Source organism: Levilactobacillus muriae (assembly GCF_045862015.1).
Lineage (GTDB): Bacteria > Bacillota > Bacilli > Lactobacillales > Lactobacillaceae > Levilactobacillus > Levilactobacillus muriae.
The window spans coordinates 128,448-141,813 of the sequence record NZ_BAAFRU010000004.1 but is presented as its reverse complement, the minus strand read 5'-3'; the positions used below and the strand labels follow the sequence as shown (position 1 = coordinate 141,813).

Here is a 13,366-nt window from a genome sequence, read left to right as displayed (position 1 = left end):
GGCAGTGGAATTTGCCAATGTCCTGTATTTATAATATCAGTAATCATCATCTGTATCAATATTATATGTATAAAGTACACCTAATATTGATACAAAAAATAAGCAAATCAATTCAATCTTGAATACAAAAAAAGGCCCCCACCAAAGTGAGTGCCTTGTAAACGTCGATATACGAAATATTAACGCTTTGAGAATTGTGAAGCTTTACGGGCCTTCTTGAGACCTGGCTTCTTCCGTTCTTTCATACGAGCGTCACGAGTCAAAAGACCCGCACGCTTCAATGGTCCACGGAAATCTGGATCTACATCGAGCAATGCCCGAGCGATCCCGTGACGAGTTGCGCCGGCTTGACCGGAGAAACCACCACCGCGAACAGTAACTAATGCATCATAGTTACCGAGAGTTTCCGTAACGTTGAATGGTTGTAAAACAACTTCACGAATACTTGCGAATGGAATGTAATCTTCGATTGCCTTGTTGTTCATAACAATCTTACCTGAGCCGGGTACTAAGCGTACACGTGCAGAGGAGTTTTTACGACGGCCAGTGCCGCGATATTGAACTTGTGCCAATTTGGTTTCCTCCTTAGATTAGGTTAGTAATGTCTAATACTTCTGGCTTTTGTGCTTCGTGCTTGTGGTCTTCACCAGCGTACACGTGAAGCTTCAATGCCATGTGGTGACCTAATGAATTCTTAGGGAGCATACCTTGAACAGAAGTTTCGATCAGTTTTTCTGGGTTTTGATCCCGGAAGTTACCAGCAGTCCGTGACTTCAAGCCACCAGGAAATCCAGTGTGGTGGTAGTAAATCTTGTCGGTTGCCTTACGGCCAGTTAAAGCGACTTTATCAGCGTTGATGACGATTACGTTATCACCAGTGTCCACGTTAGGGGTGAACGTTGGCTTGTTCTTACCACGTAATACAGAAGCAACGACTGAAGCAAGACGACCTAAGCTAACATCAGTTGCGTCAACGATGTACCATTTACGGTCAACATCGTTGGGTTTTGCCATATAAGTTGTACGCACGTTAAATTCCTCCATAAATCTGTGTTTGTCTGACACCAAGTAAACTTTCCGGGGCTTATCGTGGGGCAAACAATACCAACAACCATAATACAAAGTTTTCACCATAAAGTCAATGATTGTTTAGCCCCTTATCCGAAATTTCATCGCTGACGTTGCGGTAATTTCGTTGGATGCGCCGGATCCTCTCCCTGATAATAGACATGTTTCAAGTATAAACCCGCGGCTGACACCGTTCTACGAGCTTGCCGCCGGTCCTTAACTTCGTAAAGTCGCAAAATATCATGAATTGGTCGAGTGCCAGCACCAATTTCAATCAGCACCCCCACCATGATCCGAACCTGATTGTACATGAAGCCATTGCCATAAAACTCAAAGACCAATTCATCATTCGCCTCATCGAGATGACAGGTCGCCTCATAGATGGTTCGCACAAATGTCCGTGTCTGGGCCCCAGACGCCACAAAACTGGTAAAATCGTGTTCTCCGACCAAGTCACCCAGCGCCTGGTCAATCTTACCTAAATCCACCGGAAACTTCCAGTGCCCCGTATAATGACGTTTAAATGGATTTCGAAATTCACCTAGATCTATTCGGTACAAATAGCGCTTCCCAGAAACATCATAGCGCGCATGGAACGTCTCCGCCACCTCTTCGACCTTTAACACCTCCATATCCATCGGTAACATGCTGTTTAAGCCCTTACGCATGTTCTCCGCGGGAATCATGAAGGGAAAGTCGAAATGCGCCACCTGAGCTAATGCGTGGACACCTGAATCGGTTCGCCCAGATCCGTAGATTGCGATAGTCGGTGTTGGATTTTTGGCCATCTTGTTGACGATCTTAGTCAAGACGCTTTCGACCGTCCGTCTGTGAGGCTGCCGCTGAAACCCAGCAAAATTGGTCCCATCATACATAAAAGTTATCTTGTAACGTTGCATGTTTCCTCCTACCAACGACGAGTAGCTAAAATGGCGGCAAATGCCACCACAAAAATAATCCACGTAATCGTATCTCGTCGTTGCCAAGTTAAAATACGATACTGACTGCGATGCTCACTATCCCGGTACCCACGTGCTTCCATAGCCGTAGACAAGTCCTCTGCCCGATTAAAGGCACTCATGAATAATGGGACCATTAGGGGAATCAAAGACTTGGCCTGTTTCAACAAGCCACCCTCACCAAAATCCACGCCACGTGCCCGCTGCGCATTCATGATTTTATTGGCTTCATCCATCAACGTGGGGACAAACCGTAACGCAATCGACAGCATCATCGCTAACGTGTCGACGGGGACGCGAACCCAGCGCAAGGGTTTCATCAGCGACGCTAGGCCGGTCGCAATGTCCAACGGTTGGGTGGACAGCGTCAATAGTGTGGACATCATAATGATCAACAAGAACCGAATGAAAATATAGCCAGAGTTGATGAGTCCAAACTGCGTAATGTTGACGAATGCCCAGTGAAAATACACGTGACCGCCAGTGGGACTGAACAGTAACTGCAAGACTACCGTGAAAACAATCAGCCAGATCAACGGACGAATACCTTTCAAAAAGAAGCCTAAGCTAATCTTTGAAGCCAGGATCGATCCTAAGGTAAACGCGATAATAATCAGGTAGTTCACAGGATTGTTGGCCATGAAGACCAACACGATATAGCAGAAACTCAACAGTAATTTTGCCCTGGGGTCCAGTCGATGAACCACCGAGTTCAGCGGCAGATACCGACCAAAGATAAAGTTAGACATGCGTGCCCCCCTCTCGAGGCCACCGCGCAGCAATTTGATCAGCCAACTGAGCAGCCGTCAAGGGTAACGGCGCCCACGTCAAGCCACGATTGGCCAACCGTTGGGCGACCTGAGCAGCTTGGGGCATATCCAATTGATTCTCCCGCAACCAGGTCTCACTGCTGAAGACCTCTGCTGGTGTGCCAAATTTGGCCAATTGGCCATCGCGCATCACGGCGACTTGTTCGGCGTACTGCACGACGTCCTCCATCTGATGAGTCACTAGTACAATCGTCAAGCCCTGTTCACGGTGAAGCCGGTCAAACAAGGTCATCATTTCCTGACGCCCTTGAGGATCCAGCCCCGCAGTTGGCTCATCGAGAACCAAGACCTTGGGACGCATTGCTAGAACACCGGCAATGGCGACCCGCCGCATCTGACCACCAGAGAGTTCAAAGGGCGACCGTTCAGCATAGCTATTCTCCAAACCGACCGTCTGCAACATGGCATCGGCTAGTTTATTAGCGTCAGTCTCACCCATCCCGAAATTTTTAGGCCCAAATGCGATGTCCTGTCGCACAGTTTCTTCGAAGAGTTGATTCTCCGGAAACTGAAAAACCATGCCAACATGCTGTCGTAATGGTTTCAAATCAGCATTAGTCGTCTTAGGTGTCATGGTAAAATCATCCACGGTAAGTTGGCCTGCCGTGGGTTTAAGTAACGCATTGAGTTGTTGGATCAGCGTGGATTTACCACTTCCGGTATGGCCAATGATGGCCAAATAGCCATGGTCCGGTACCACAAAGGAGACATCACTAACCGCGGAAGTGGCCATGGGTGTTCCTGCTTGGTAGGTGTAGCTTACGTGTTCGAAAGAGATTGCCACAGCCATTCCTCCATTTCCGCAGCACTCTGATAGGCAGCTGGAGGTTCAATGCCCCGTTGCCGCAACGCCACCTTTAATTTTTCCGTGAAAGGCAGGTCCAGACCAAGCTCGACGAGTCGCTCACCTTGCGCAAAAATAGCAGCCGGAGCGGCCTCATCAATCAACTGACCATCGTCGATCACCAATACTCGATCCGCGATAGCAGCTTCATCAATATCATGTGTGATTGAAATGACAGTCAGGTGCTGAGTCTGCCGCAGCTCACGCACGAGGGCCAACATCTCACGTCGTCCCTGAGGATCCAGCATACTGGTCGCTTCATCGAGAATCAACACATCCGGTGCAATCGCGACAATCCCTGCCAACGCCACCCGTTGCTTCTGTCCCCCGGATAGAGAACTCGGTTCACGCTGAGAAAAATCGCTCATACCAACGCGTTCAATAGCAGCCTTGACCCGTGGCAGCATTTCCGTGCGGGTCATTTGCCGATTTTCCAGGCCAAAAGCAACATCGTCTTCGACAGTCGCGCCAACGAACTGGTTGTCGGGGTTCTGGAAAATCATGCCGATCTTCTCACGAACTTGCCACACCGTCTCCGGGGTCAATTGAACGCCCCCAACAATGACCTCACCGCTTGTAAACGGCAGCAAACCGTCTAGCGACTTCGCTAGCGTAGATTTTCCACTTCCGTTATGGCCAACAATTGCGAGCCATTCCCCGGTATGCACGGTAAAACTAACGTCACTTAGCGCGGGTTGTGGATCATTCTCTTGGTAACGGTAGGTCAGATGTTTAACTTCAATTATATTTTCCATCTGCGCTATTGATTCTCCTTACGAAAAAAGTCACCGCTAATTATACCAAATATTTCGACGTTACCGAAGAGTTGTGCCTAAGCTTTTCAAATTTTATTGAACACGTTTGGTTGTATTCTGAGCTAAGCAACCAACGACTCGATTTCAAATTACCGCTCCAAAAGCATCAATAAAAAAGTGTATAAAAAAATCACTAACAAACCAGCGGCGCTGAGGCTTTCGCCCCCATTCAAGCTAGACTCGGAAAAATTTCCCCATCATCGTAGCGCTCTATACCACATGGTTCTAGTGATTAATTTAAAACATATCGGTATCACGTTTATGGACGTGATCACTCCATGAATCGAGATCTAGTAAAGACTAGTCAACGAATTCCAAGATAGCCATAGCGGCACCATCACCGCGACGAGGCATCGTCTTTAAGATACGCGTGTAACCACCATTACGGTCGGCGTACTTAGGTGCTAATTCGCTGAATACCTTTTGCAATGCGCTGGTAACGACAACATCATCGCCGTCTTCCTTAACATCTGCAACAACGTTACGGATGAACGCAGCAGCTTGACGACGTGCGTGCAAGTCGCCTTGCTTACCTAAGGTAATCATTTGGTCAGCCGTCTTCCGAACTTCTTTAGCGCGTGCTTCAGTCGTTTCGATGCGGCCGTTTAAAATTAAACTGGTAGTCAAATCGCGTAACAATGCACGACGTTGAGAACTAGTCCGTTGTAATTTACGGTAACTCATAACCAGAAACCCTCCTTTGAGTGTCTAAAATTAGTCTTCCTTCCGAAGTGACAAACCTAAGTCAGCTAACTTAGCCTTAACTTCTTCAAGGGACTTGCGACCCAAGTTACGAACCTTCATCATGTCTGCTTCAGTCTTATTGGTCAATTCTTGGACCGTGTTGATACCAGCACGCTTCAAGCAGTTGTAAGAACGAACGGATAAGTCGAGCTCTTCGATGGTCATCTCAAGCATCTTTTCCTTATGCGTTTCTTCTTTTTCAACCATGATTTCCGCATTCTTAGCTTCGTCGGTCAAGTCGACAAACATAGCCAGATGTTCGGTTAAGATCTTAGCAGCCAATGCAATGGCTTCGCTTGGATTAATTGAACCGTTTGTCCAAACATCCAGGGTCAATTTATCGTAGTCAGCCCGTTGGCCAACCCGTGCATTCTCTACTTGGTAGTTAACCCGTTCGATTGGGGTGTAAATGGAATCAACAGCTAAGACACCAATTGGCATTTCCGTGTTCTGAGCTTTGTGCTCGTCAGCAGAAACATAGCCACGGCCCTTATCCGCAGTCATCCGCATATGGAACGTTGCCCCATCGGCAACCGTAGCAATGTACAGATCTGGGTTTAAGACATCAACGTCAGCACCCGCAACAATATCACCGGCAGTGATTTGTGCTGGACCCTTAACGTTAATTTCCATGGTTTCCTCTTGATCATCGGAACCGTTGAGTTTCAGCGCGATCTTCTTAACATTTAAGATGATCTGCGTGACGTCTTCAACCACACCTTCAACCGTCGAAAATTCATGCAAAACCCCGTCGATTTGAATGCTGGTAACAGCTGCACCAGGTAATGATGAAAGCAAAATCCGCCGTAAAGAGTTGCCAAGCGTTGTCCCGTAACCACGTTCTAACGGTTCAACAACAAACTTACCGTAGTTGCTACTTTCGTCAATTTTATGAATGTTAGGCTTTTCAAATTCAATCATTCTTATCGTTTACCCCTTTCAAACCGCGTTGAGCTCCTATAAGTCAATCCCATCATGAAGGTTGCCCTCATTAATGAAACGCTCACGTTAAACCCGACGGCGCTTTGGAGGACGAGTCCCATTATGAGGCACTGGTGTCACGTCGCGGATAGCCGTAACTTCGATACCAGCAGCTTGGATGGCCCGGATAGCAGCTTCACGTCCTGAACCAGGACCCTTAACAGCAACTTCAACGGACTTAATACCATGTTCTTGTGATGCCTTAGCAGCGGCTTCAGCAGCCATTTGAGCAGCAAATGGTGTTGATTTCCGACTACCCTTGAAACCTAATGCACCAGCAGATGACCAAGCAATGGCGTTACCTTGAACGTCAGTGATCATTACTAATGTGTTGTTAAACGTAGCGTGAATGTGTGCAACACCGGATTCAATATTCTTCTTGACCCGACGCTTGCGACTAGTTTTTCTAGTAGCCATAAAGTCTTAACCCTCCTTTACTTCTTCTTACCGGCAACGGAAACGGCTTTACCCTTCCGAGTGCGGGCGTTGTTCTTGGTGTGTTGGCCGCGAACAGGTAAACCGCGACGGTGACGCATACCACGGTAAGAACCGATTTCTTGCAAGTTCTTGATGTTCAGGCTAACTTCACGACGTAAGTCACCTTCGACCTTGTACTTGTCGACTTCGGCACGAACCTTGTCTTCTTGATCAGGTGTCAAATCACGAACCCGAACGTCTTCTGCGACACCAGCATCCGCAATAATCTTGTGTGCGGTGTTGATACCAATACCAAAAATGTAAGTCAAACCATAAGCGATTTTCTTATCACGTGGTAAATCCACTCCAGCAATACGTGGCATTAAATGTGCACCTCCTATAAATTGAATTACTTACCCTGGCGTTGTTTATGCTTAGGGTTGGCTGAGCAAATAACCATTACTCGACCCTTACGCTTGATAACCTTGCAGTGTTCGCACATTGGCTTAACTGATGGTCTTACTTTCATGAATATCCCTCCTACATCTGTCCAGGCGGTTACTTGAAACGATAAGTAATCCGGCCTTTAGACAAGTCATACGGTGACATTTCAACAGTTACTCGGTCACCGGGCAGAATACGGATGTAATGCATCCGAATCTTACCGGAGACATGAGCGAGAATCTCATGACCGTTTTCTAATTCGACCCGAAACATTGCGTTGGGTAATGTTTCGGTAACTTTACCTTCGACTTCGATGACATCGCTTTTCGCCACGAAAGTACCTCCCTTATAATTGCGTGTAAAATACACGTAAAAGCAGCAGGAGCAAGCGTGTTGCCCCTACCTAGCACCTGTGAATTGCGACAGCGCGCCATTTACAGGCTAAACCTGAATAAGTCTACCATAATTCCCACAACTTAGCAAGAACTTAGTAAATCTATAGGTTCTTCAAGATCTTTTCAATGTCGACGTAGACATCATCGATAGCCCGGTCACCATCAACCGTAAAAAGCAAATCCTTCTTGGTATAGTAATCAACTAATGGCGTGTTAGCCTTAAGGTTAACTGCCAAGCGATTCTTCACCGTTTCAGGCTTGTCATCTTCACGTTGGTAGAAATCATGGCCACCACAAACATCACAAGTGCCTTCAACCTTAGGGTTGTTGTACAATTTATGATAAGTGGCACCACAAGTCCGGCAGATGTACCGGCCAGAAAGGCGTTCTACCAAGACATCAGGTTCAACGTGAATGTTGATCACGGCGTTGATGGCCCGATCTAGTTCGGGACCAAAGCTATCTAAAGCCTCGGCTTGAACAATCGAACGGGGGAACCCATCCAACATGAATCCCGCCTTGGTATCGTCTTGAGCTAAGCGATCCCGAACAATGCCATTCGTGACTTCATCCGGTACCAGTTCACCTTTGTCGATGAACTTCTTAGCTGCCAAGCCCATTTCGGTTTCGTTCTTCATCGCTTCACGGAAGATATCTCCCGTAGAAATATGCGGCAAGTGGAACTCATCGATAATCTTTTGAGCTTGGGTCCCTTTACCGGCACCCGGTAAGCCCATGAGGATTAAATTCATTGCTGTCATGTTCGTTCTCCTTATTTCAAAATTATTAGCCTAAAATACACAAGCAGGTGTGCCAATTAGATCAACACACCCGCTGGAAACTCATTAAGCTGGTTCTGGACCTTGAGGGTCATTTGACGACCCTTGAATAAAGCCGACGTATTCGCGCTTCATCATCAATCCGTCCACCTGACGCATGGTTTCGATAGCAACACCAACGACGATTAAGAGGCTGGTACCACCTAAACCAATAGACTCATCTAAGTCCCAAAGATTTTGGGCTAACAACGGAATTAAGGAAATGAATCCAAGGAAGAGTGACCCAACAGTGCTGAGTCGCATCAACAAACTGGAAACGTATGACTGCGTTTCGTGACCAGGCCAAACACCAGGAATGTAGCTTCCCTGCTTTTGCAGGTTCTCAGACAACTTTTCTGGGTTAACTTGAACGAACGCATAGAAGAACGTGAACACAACGATCAGAACGGTGTACAGAATGGCACCATCAAAGGTTTGCATGTTGAAAAGATTCGTCATGGTTTGGTACCAAGCATCTTGCGAATGCGTATTTTGGAATGCCATCAAAATAGTTTGAGGCGTAGCAATAAACGAACTTGCGAAGATAACTGGAATAACCCCAGCCACGTTAACCTTTAATGGAAGATAACTGGAATCTGGCGAACCAGAAACCCGACGCGTGTATTGCATTGGGACCCGCCGTTCAGCTTGTTGAACCCACGTCGTAAACGTCACGATCAACAATACCAGAACAACTAAACCTAATACGAAGAGCACGCTCTTCCACATGTCACCAGTCGCGATGTCAACGAAGTAATCTTTGTAGACTTTGTAGACGGCAGTGGGGGTTCGGGCAATGATACCTGCAAAGATAATCATTGAAATCCCGTTACCTAACCCACGATCGGTAATCATATCACCCATCCAAGTCGTCAACATGGTCCCACCAGTCAGGATTAACCCGATTGAGAGGTATGTTGCCACACTAGGATTTTGCACCAATTTCATTGAGCTAAGCGCACTGAAACCGGCAGTGATCCCGATCGACTGAACGAAAGCCAAGGCAATCGCTAAGTAGCGAGTGGCTTGGTTTAACTTCCGCCGTCCAACGTCCCCTTGCTTACTCCATTCAACGAAGCGCGGAACGATGTCCATTTGTAGCAATTGAATAACGATTTGTGCAGTGATGTATGGTGAAACCCCCATCGCAAAGATGGAATAGTTTGTTAACCCACCACCACTGAAGGTATCTAAAATACTAACTAACCCAGAAGACGCAACGCTTTGAAGTGCCTTCGCGTTAATGCCGGGGACAGTAATATAGGTACCCAACCGAAAGACAATCAAAACCAGAAGAGTAAAGAGAATCTTTTTACGAATATCTTTAATCTTAAAAGCGTTTTTTAAGCTTGTGAGCATTAAATCACCTCAGTCTTACCACCAGCAGCTTCGATAGCTTCGGCAGCTGACTTGGAGAACTTAGCGGCCTTGACCGTCAACTTCTTCGTTACTTCACCGTTGCCTAAGATCTTAATACCGGCCTTTTCGTTCTTCACGATACCAGCTTCAACCAAGGCAGCTGGAGTAACTTCAGCACCATCATCAAAGACGTTCAAAGCGGATAAGTTTACGACAGCAAATTCCTTACGGTTAATGTTGGTAAACCCACGCTTTGGAATACGACGGTACAGTGGCATTTGGCCACCTTCAAAACCCAAACGGGTCTTGCTACGAGCCTTTTGACCCTTTTGGCCACGACCAGCAGTCTTACCGTTACCAGATGAGTCACCACGACCAACTCGGTTACGAACCTTCCGTGAGCCTTCAGCAGGTTTTAATTCGTTCAACTTCATGCTATTGCGCACCTCCTTATAAAATGAAATGAGTACTACTTAACTTCTTCAACTTTAATTAAATGTGCGATTTGGAAAAGCGCACCACGGGTTGCTTCGTTGTCTGGTTGAACAACAGTGCTGTTAACACGGTTCAAGCCAAGAGCAGCCACGATCTTCCGCTGTTTAGGGAGGCGGTGTGCAACACTATGAATTAAAGTAACTTTTAATTGAGCCATTTTAATACCCCTCCTTATTCAGCTAAGTGTTGAAGAGAGACACCACGGAGAGCGGCAACTTCTTCAGCACGCTTCAACTCAGCAAGGCCAGCAAAAGTGGCACGAACTGCGTTAACTGGCGTGTTAGAGCCAAGACGCTTTGAAGTAACATCAGCAACACCGGCTAATTCCATGACGGAACGAACGGCACCACCGGCAGTAACTCCAGAACCTTCAGCAGCAGGCTTGAGTAAGATCTTGCCCCCACCATAAAGACCGAGTGCTTCGTGAGGAATGGTAGTTCCCACGATTGGAACTTCGATCAAGTTCTTACGAGCGGCTTCAACAGCCTTACGGATAGCTTCTGGGACTTCTTGTGCTTTACCAGTACCAAAGCCAACGTGACCGTTCTTATCGCCGACAATTACAAGTGCTGAGAACCGAAGACGACGGCCACCTTTAACAACTTTGGTGATCCGGTTGATAGCAACAACGTTGTCTTCAAGTTCTAATTTGTCGGGATCAATAAATTTTGCCATGTGTGGTTATTCCTCCTTACTGTTAAAATTCCAGCCCGTTTTCACGAGCAGCTTCTGCCAATGCTTGAACACGGCCATGGTACAAGTACCCACCACGATCAAACACGACGTTGCCAATTTTCTTTTCGACAGCGCGCTTAGCAACTAAAACACCAACAGCCTTAGCTTGGTCGGTCTTGTTGTCGCCACTCACTTCACTATCTAACGTTGAGGCACTAACAAGCGTGACACCCGCTACGTCATCAATGACTTGAGCGTAGATGTTTTTGTTAGAGCGGAAAACGTTTAAGCGTGGGCGTTCTGCAGTTCCAGAAATTTTGTTCCGGACACGCGTATGACGCTTTTGACGTGTCTTATTCTTATCTGGTTTTGTAATCAAAATAGTCACCTCTTTGTAGAATTATCAGCAATTAAGCTGCGTTACTGTTACTTACCAGTCTTACCTTCACGAATCCGAACGTATTCGTTTTCGTAACGGATACCCTTACCCTTGTAAGGTTCTGGTGAACGAACGGCACGAATTTCGGCGGCAAAGTCACCGACTTCTTGCTTACTGATACCAGAAATGTTGATGGTCGTGTTATCAGGAACCTTAACTTCCAAGGCTTCTGGAATTGCCATTTCAACAGGGTTGGAGTAACCAACGCTCAATACCAAAGTCTTACCCTTAGCTTGAACACGGTAACCAACACCGACCAGCTTCAAAGTCTTACCGAAACCATTAACAACACCTTGAACCATGTTGTTTAAGTTGGCACGTTGCGTACCATGAAGTGCACGGGTCTTGTTGTTGTTGTCTGGACGGTCAAAATCAACCGCACCGTCACTAATTTTCATGGCGATGATGTCAGAGAAAGTCCGGGTTAAAGAACCTTTAGGACCCTTGACAGTAACTTGATCACCATCGCGTTTTACGTCAACGCCGGCTGGGACGTCGACAGTTTTATAACCAATACGACTCACTGTAAGGCACCTCCTATCTTCTTAAAAGTTTTACCAAATGTAAGCGAGAACTTCGCCACCGATTTTCTTGGCACGCGCTTCTTTATCAGTAACGACCCCTTCTGAGGTTGAGATGATAGCGATACCTAAACCGTTTAATACCTTTGGTACATCGTCGGCTTTAACGTATGAACGTAAGCCGGGCTTGGAAATACGCTTCAAACCACTGATAACACGTTGGTTATCCTTGCCGTACTTGAGGAATACGCGGATGATACCTTGTTTGTCATCATCGATGTATTCAACATTACGGATGAAACCTTCGCGCTTCAGGATTTCAGCGATGTCGCGTTTAATTTTAGATGCAGGTACTTCGAGTGATTCGTGACGCACCATGTTGGCGTTACGAATCCGCGTCAAGAAGTCTGCAATAGGATCAGTCATGGACATTAACGTTTACCCTCCCTTTGTTTAAAATTCGTTTTACCAGCTAGCCTTCTTCATACCAGGAATTTGACCCTTGTGGGCAAGTTCGCGTAGGCAGATACGGCAAAGGTGGAACTTTTGATAAACAGAGTGTGGACGTCCACAACGTTCGCAACGAGTATATTCTTGTGTAGAGAACTTCGCAGGACGCTTGTTCTTAGCAATTTGTGATTTCTTAGCCAATTTGTGTGAACCTCCTTAATTAGTGTGAGAACGGCATACCGAATTGAGTCAGCAATTCGCGTGACTCTTCATCAGTGTTAGCCGTTGTAACGATAACGATGTCCAAACCACGAACACGGTTAACGTTATCAAAGTTGATTTCTGGGAAGATCAATTGTTCCTTGATCCCCAAAGTGTAGTTACCACGGCCATCAAAGGCACGAGCACTAACACCATGGAAGTCACGAACACGTGGCAATGACACGTTGATCAACTTATCCAGGAATTCGTACATCCGGTCCCCACGAAGGGTAACCTTTGCACCGATTGACATACCTTCACGAAGACGGAAGGTTGCGATTGATTTCTTGGCCTTAGTAACCAAAGGCTTTTGACCAGAAATCAAACCAAGTTCTTCAACGGCTTCGTCGAGGTTCTTAGCGTTGGTAACAGCGTCACCAACACCCATGTTCAAAACGATCTTTTCGATCTTCGGCGTTTGCATAACAGAGCTGTAGCTGAATTTTTCCACCAATGATGGGGTAATTTCATTAACGAACTTTTCTTTTAAACGAGCTGACATGAAATTATGTTCCTCCTTTCAGTGATTATTTGTCGATGGTTTCGCCGGACTTCTTAGAGAACCGGACTTTGTGACCATCTTCAACACGAACGCCAAGCCGGGTTGGTTCGTTGTTCGAAGGATCAATAAGCATAACGTTGGATGCGTGAATTGGTGCTTCAATATCAATAATTCCGCCTTGGGGATTAGTTTGAGAAGCTTTTTGGTGCTTCTTAATCATATTGACGCCTTTAACGATCACGCGGTTCTTGGCATTAAGGATTTTGGAAACAGTACCTTCTTTGCCTTTGTCCTTGCCAGCGATCACGCGGACCTTGTCACCAGTTTTAATAAGCATTCCTGTGGGCAC

The 13,366-nt window shown here is 46.5% G+C and carries 23 protein-coding genes; all 23 read right to left on the bottom strand.

The window, feature by feature from the left end; translation table 11 throughout:
- Nucleotides 1–179: 179 nt before the first annotated feature.
- On the bottom strand, nucleotides 180–572 hold the full coding sequence (gene rpsI / locus ACKTSF_RS03940) for a 30S ribosomal protein S9 (protein WP_020090117.1): 393 nt from the start codon (nucleotides 570–572) through the stop codon (nucleotides 180–182).
- 13 nt (nucleotides 573–585) lie between these two features.
- Nucleotides 586–1,029 carry a 50S ribosomal protein L13 gene (gene rplM, locus ACKTSF_RS03935; protein ID WP_407886816.1) on the bottom strand — a complete coding sequence of 148 codons (444 nt, stop codon included), beginning with the start codon at nucleotides 1,027–1,029 and terminating at the stop codon, nucleotides 586–588.
- A gap of 140 nt (nucleotides 1,030–1,169) precedes the next feature.
- Complete coding sequence (truA, locus tag ACKTSF_RS03930) at nucleotides 1,170–1,967, bottom strand: tRNA pseudouridine(38-40) synthase TruA (RefSeq protein ID WP_407886814.1); 798 nt, start codon at nucleotides 1,965–1,967, stop codon at nucleotides 1,170–1,172.
- A gap of 8 nt (nucleotides 1,968–1,975) precedes the next feature.
- On the bottom strand, nucleotides 1,976–2,776 hold the full coding sequence (locus ACKTSF_RS03925) for an energy-coupling factor transporter transmembrane component T family protein (RefSeq protein ID WP_407886812.1): 801 nt from the start codon (nucleotides 2,774–2,776) through the stop codon (nucleotides 1,976–1,978).
- Nucleotides 2,769–3,641, bottom strand: a complete 873-nt coding sequence (locus ACKTSF_RS03920; protein ID WP_407886810.1) for an energy-coupling factor ABC transporter ATP-binding protein — start codon at nucleotides 3,639–3,641, stop codon at nucleotides 2,769–2,771. Before ACKTSF_RS03920 ends, ACKTSF_RS03925 begins: the two co-directional genes overlap by 8 nt.
- Nucleotides 3,617–4,456: an energy-coupling factor ABC transporter ATP-binding protein gene (locus ACKTSF_RS03915; protein ID WP_407886808.1), complete on the bottom strand. Its 840-nt coding sequence runs from the start codon at nucleotides 4,454–4,456 to the stop codon at nucleotides 3,617–3,619. The genes ACKTSF_RS03920 and ACKTSF_RS03915 overlap by 25 nt, the downstream gene beginning before the upstream one ends.
- Nucleotides 4,457–4,816: 360 nt before the next feature.
- A complete protein-coding gene (gene rplQ, locus ACKTSF_RS03910; protein WP_020090123.1) occupies nucleotides 4,817–5,200 on the bottom strand; it encodes a 50S ribosomal protein L17 in 384 nt (127 codons plus the stop codon).
- 30 nt (nucleotides 5,201–5,230) lie between these two features.
- Nucleotides 5,231–6,181, bottom strand: a complete 951-nt coding sequence (locus tag ACKTSF_RS03905) for a DNA-directed RNA polymerase subunit alpha (RefSeq protein ID WP_020090124.1) — start codon at nucleotides 6,179–6,181, stop codon at nucleotides 5,231–5,233.
- A gap of 87 nt (nucleotides 6,182–6,268) precedes the next feature.
- Entirely contained in the window at nucleotides 6,269–6,658 is a 390-nt protein-coding gene (gene rpsK / locus ACKTSF_RS03900; RefSeq protein WP_057734533.1) for a 30S ribosomal protein S11, read from the bottom strand.
- 17 nt (nucleotides 6,659–6,675) lie between these two features.
- Nucleotides 6,676–7,041 (bottom strand): 30S ribosomal protein S13, encoded by a 366-nt coding sequence (gene rpsM, locus ACKTSF_RS03895; RefSeq protein ID WP_407886805.1) that lies wholly within the window; start codon nucleotides 7,039–7,041, stop codon nucleotides 6,676–6,678.
- Nucleotides 7,042–7,067: 26 nt separating this feature from the next.
- A complete protein-coding gene (gene rpmJ / locus ACKTSF_RS03890) occupies nucleotides 7,068–7,187 on the bottom strand; it encodes a 50S ribosomal protein L36 (protein ID WP_011668476.1) in 120 nt (39 codons plus the stop codon).
- A gap of 29 nt (nucleotides 7,188–7,216) precedes the next feature.
- A complete protein-coding gene (gene infA / locus ACKTSF_RS03885) occupies nucleotides 7,217–7,435 on the bottom strand; it encodes a translation initiation factor IF-1 (RefSeq protein ID WP_011668477.1) in 219 nt (72 codons plus the stop codon).
- Between the two features lie 163 nt (nucleotides 7,436–7,598).
- Nucleotides 7,599–8,249, bottom strand: a complete 651-nt coding sequence (locus ACKTSF_RS03880; protein ID WP_318531133.1) for an adenylate kinase — start codon at nucleotides 8,247–8,249, stop codon at nucleotides 7,599–7,601.
- A gap of 93 nt (nucleotides 8,250–8,342) precedes the next feature.
- Nucleotides 8,343–9,674, bottom strand: a complete 1,332-nt coding sequence (gene secY, locus ACKTSF_RS03875; protein ID WP_407886802.1) for a preprotein translocase subunit SecY — start codon at nucleotides 9,672–9,674, stop codon at nucleotides 8,343–8,345.
- Entirely contained in the window at nucleotides 9,674–10,108 is a 435-nt protein-coding gene (gene rplO, locus ACKTSF_RS03870; RefSeq protein ID WP_020090129.1) for a 50S ribosomal protein L15, read from the bottom strand. Before rplO ends, secY begins: the two co-directional genes overlap by 1 nt.
- Before the next feature lie 35 nt (nucleotides 10,109–10,143).
- Nucleotides 10,144–10,326, bottom strand: coding sequence for a 50S ribosomal protein L30 (rpmD, locus tag ACKTSF_RS03865; RefSeq protein ID WP_020090130.1), 183 nt, complete (start codon nucleotides 10,324–10,326; stop codon nucleotides 10,144–10,146).
- 14 nt (nucleotides 10,327–10,340) lie between these two features.
- Complete coding sequence (gene rpsE / locus ACKTSF_RS03860; protein ID WP_020090131.1) at nucleotides 10,341–10,844, bottom strand: 30S ribosomal protein S5; 504 nt, start codon at nucleotides 10,842–10,844, stop codon at nucleotides 10,341–10,343.
- 22 nt (nucleotides 10,845–10,866) lie between these two features.
- Nucleotides 10,867–11,232: a 50S ribosomal protein L18 gene (gene rplR / locus ACKTSF_RS03855; RefSeq protein ID WP_027826031.1), complete on the bottom strand. Its 366-nt coding sequence runs from the start codon at nucleotides 11,230–11,232 to the stop codon at nucleotides 10,867–10,869.
- 38 nt (nucleotides 11,233–11,270) lie between these two features.
- Entirely contained in the window at nucleotides 11,271–11,807 is a 537-nt protein-coding gene (rplF, locus tag ACKTSF_RS03850) for a 50S ribosomal protein L6 (protein WP_407886799.1), read from the bottom strand.
- Between the two features lie 30 nt (nucleotides 11,808–11,837).
- Entirely contained in the window at nucleotides 11,838–12,236 is a 399-nt protein-coding gene (gene rpsH, locus ACKTSF_RS03845; protein WP_020090134.1) for a 30S ribosomal protein S8, read from the bottom strand.
- Nucleotides 12,237–12,269: 33 nt separating this feature from the next.
- Nucleotides 12,270–12,455 carry a type Z 30S ribosomal protein S14 gene (locus ACKTSF_RS03840; RefSeq protein WP_081624603.1) on the bottom strand — a complete coding sequence of 62 codons (186 nt, stop codon included), beginning with the start codon at nucleotides 12,453–12,455 and terminating at the stop codon, nucleotides 12,270–12,272.
- A gap of 19 nt (nucleotides 12,456–12,474) precedes the next feature.
- Complete coding sequence (rplE, locus tag ACKTSF_RS03835) at nucleotides 12,475–13,017, bottom strand: 50S ribosomal protein L5 (protein ID WP_407886796.1); 543 nt, start codon at nucleotides 13,015–13,017, stop codon at nucleotides 12,475–12,477.
- A gap of 25 nt (nucleotides 13,018–13,042) precedes the next feature.
- The gene (rplX, locus tag ACKTSF_RS03830; protein WP_407886794.1) at nucleotides 13,043–13,354 is read right to left on the bottom strand and encodes a 50S ribosomal protein L24; all 312 of its coding nucleotides are present in this window, start codon (nucleotides 13,352–13,354) and stop codon (nucleotides 13,043–13,045) included.
- Between the last annotated feature and the right edge of the window lie 12 nt (nucleotides 13,355–13,366).

What these genes read in the sequence shown, in the direction of transcription:
- secY (WP_407886802.1), bottom strand. Translation starts at nt 9,674, where the DNA reads ATGCTCACAAGCTTAAAAAACGCTTTTAAGATTAAAGATATTCGTAAA.
- truA (WP_407886814.1), bottom strand. Translation starts at nt 1,967, where the DNA reads ATGCAACGTTACAAGATAACTTTTATGTATGATGGGACCAATTTTGCT.
- rplQ (WP_020090123.1), bottom strand. Translation starts at nt 5,200, where the DNA reads ATGAGTTACCGTAAATTACAACGGACTAGTTCTCAACGTCGTGCATTG.
- rplE (WP_407886796.1), bottom strand. Translation starts at nt 13,017, where the DNA reads ATGTCAGCTCGTTTAAAAGAAAAGTTCGTTAATGAAATTACCCCATCA.
- ACKTSF_RS03905 (WP_020090124.1), bottom strand. Translation starts at nt 6,181, where the DNA reads ATGATTGAATTTGAAAAGCCTAACATTCATAAAATTGACGAAAGTAGC.
- rpsM (WP_407886805.1), bottom strand. Translation starts at nt 7,041, where the DNA reads ATGCCACGTATTGCTGGAGTGGATTTACCACGTGATAAGAAAATCGCT.
- rplO (WP_020090129.1), bottom strand. Translation starts at nt 10,108, where the DNA reads ATGAAGTTGAACGAATTAAAACCTGCTGAAGGCTCACGGAAGGTTCGT.
- rpsE (WP_020090131.1), bottom strand. Translation starts at nt 10,844, where the DNA reads ATGGCAAAATTTATTGATCCCGACAAATTAGAACTTGAAGACAACGTT.
- ACKTSF_RS03925 (WP_407886812.1), bottom strand. Translation starts at nt 2,776, where the DNA reads ATGTCTAACTTTATCTTTGGTCGGTATCTGCCGCTGAACTCGGTGGTT.
- ACKTSF_RS03880 (WP_318531133.1), bottom strand. Translation starts at nt 8,249, where the DNA reads ATGAATTTAATCCTCATGGGCTTACCGGGTGCCGGTAAAGGGACCCAA.
- rplX (WP_407886794.1), bottom strand. Translation starts at nt 13,354, where the DNA reads ATGCTTATTAAAACTGGTGACAAGGTCCGCGTGATCGCTGGCAAGGAC.
- ACKTSF_RS03915 (WP_407886808.1), bottom strand. Translation starts at nt 4,456, where the DNA reads ATGGAAAATATAATTGAAGTTAAACATCTGACCTACCGTTACCAAGAG.
- rpmD (WP_020090130.1), bottom strand. Translation starts at nt 10,326, where the DNA reads ATGGCTCAATTAAAAGTTACTTTAATTCATAGTGTTGCACACCGCCTC.
- rpsK (WP_057734533.1), bottom strand. Translation starts at nt 6,658, where the DNA reads ATGGCTACTAGAAAAACTAGTCGCAAGCGTCGGGTCAAGAAGAATATT.
- rpmJ (WP_011668476.1), bottom strand. Translation starts at nt 7,187, where the DNA reads ATGAAAGTAAGACCATCAGTTAAGCCAATGTGCGAACACTGCAAGGTT.
- rpsH (WP_020090134.1), bottom strand. Translation starts at nt 12,236, where the DNA reads ATGTCCATGACTGATCCTATTGCAGACTTCTTGACGCGGATTCGTAAC.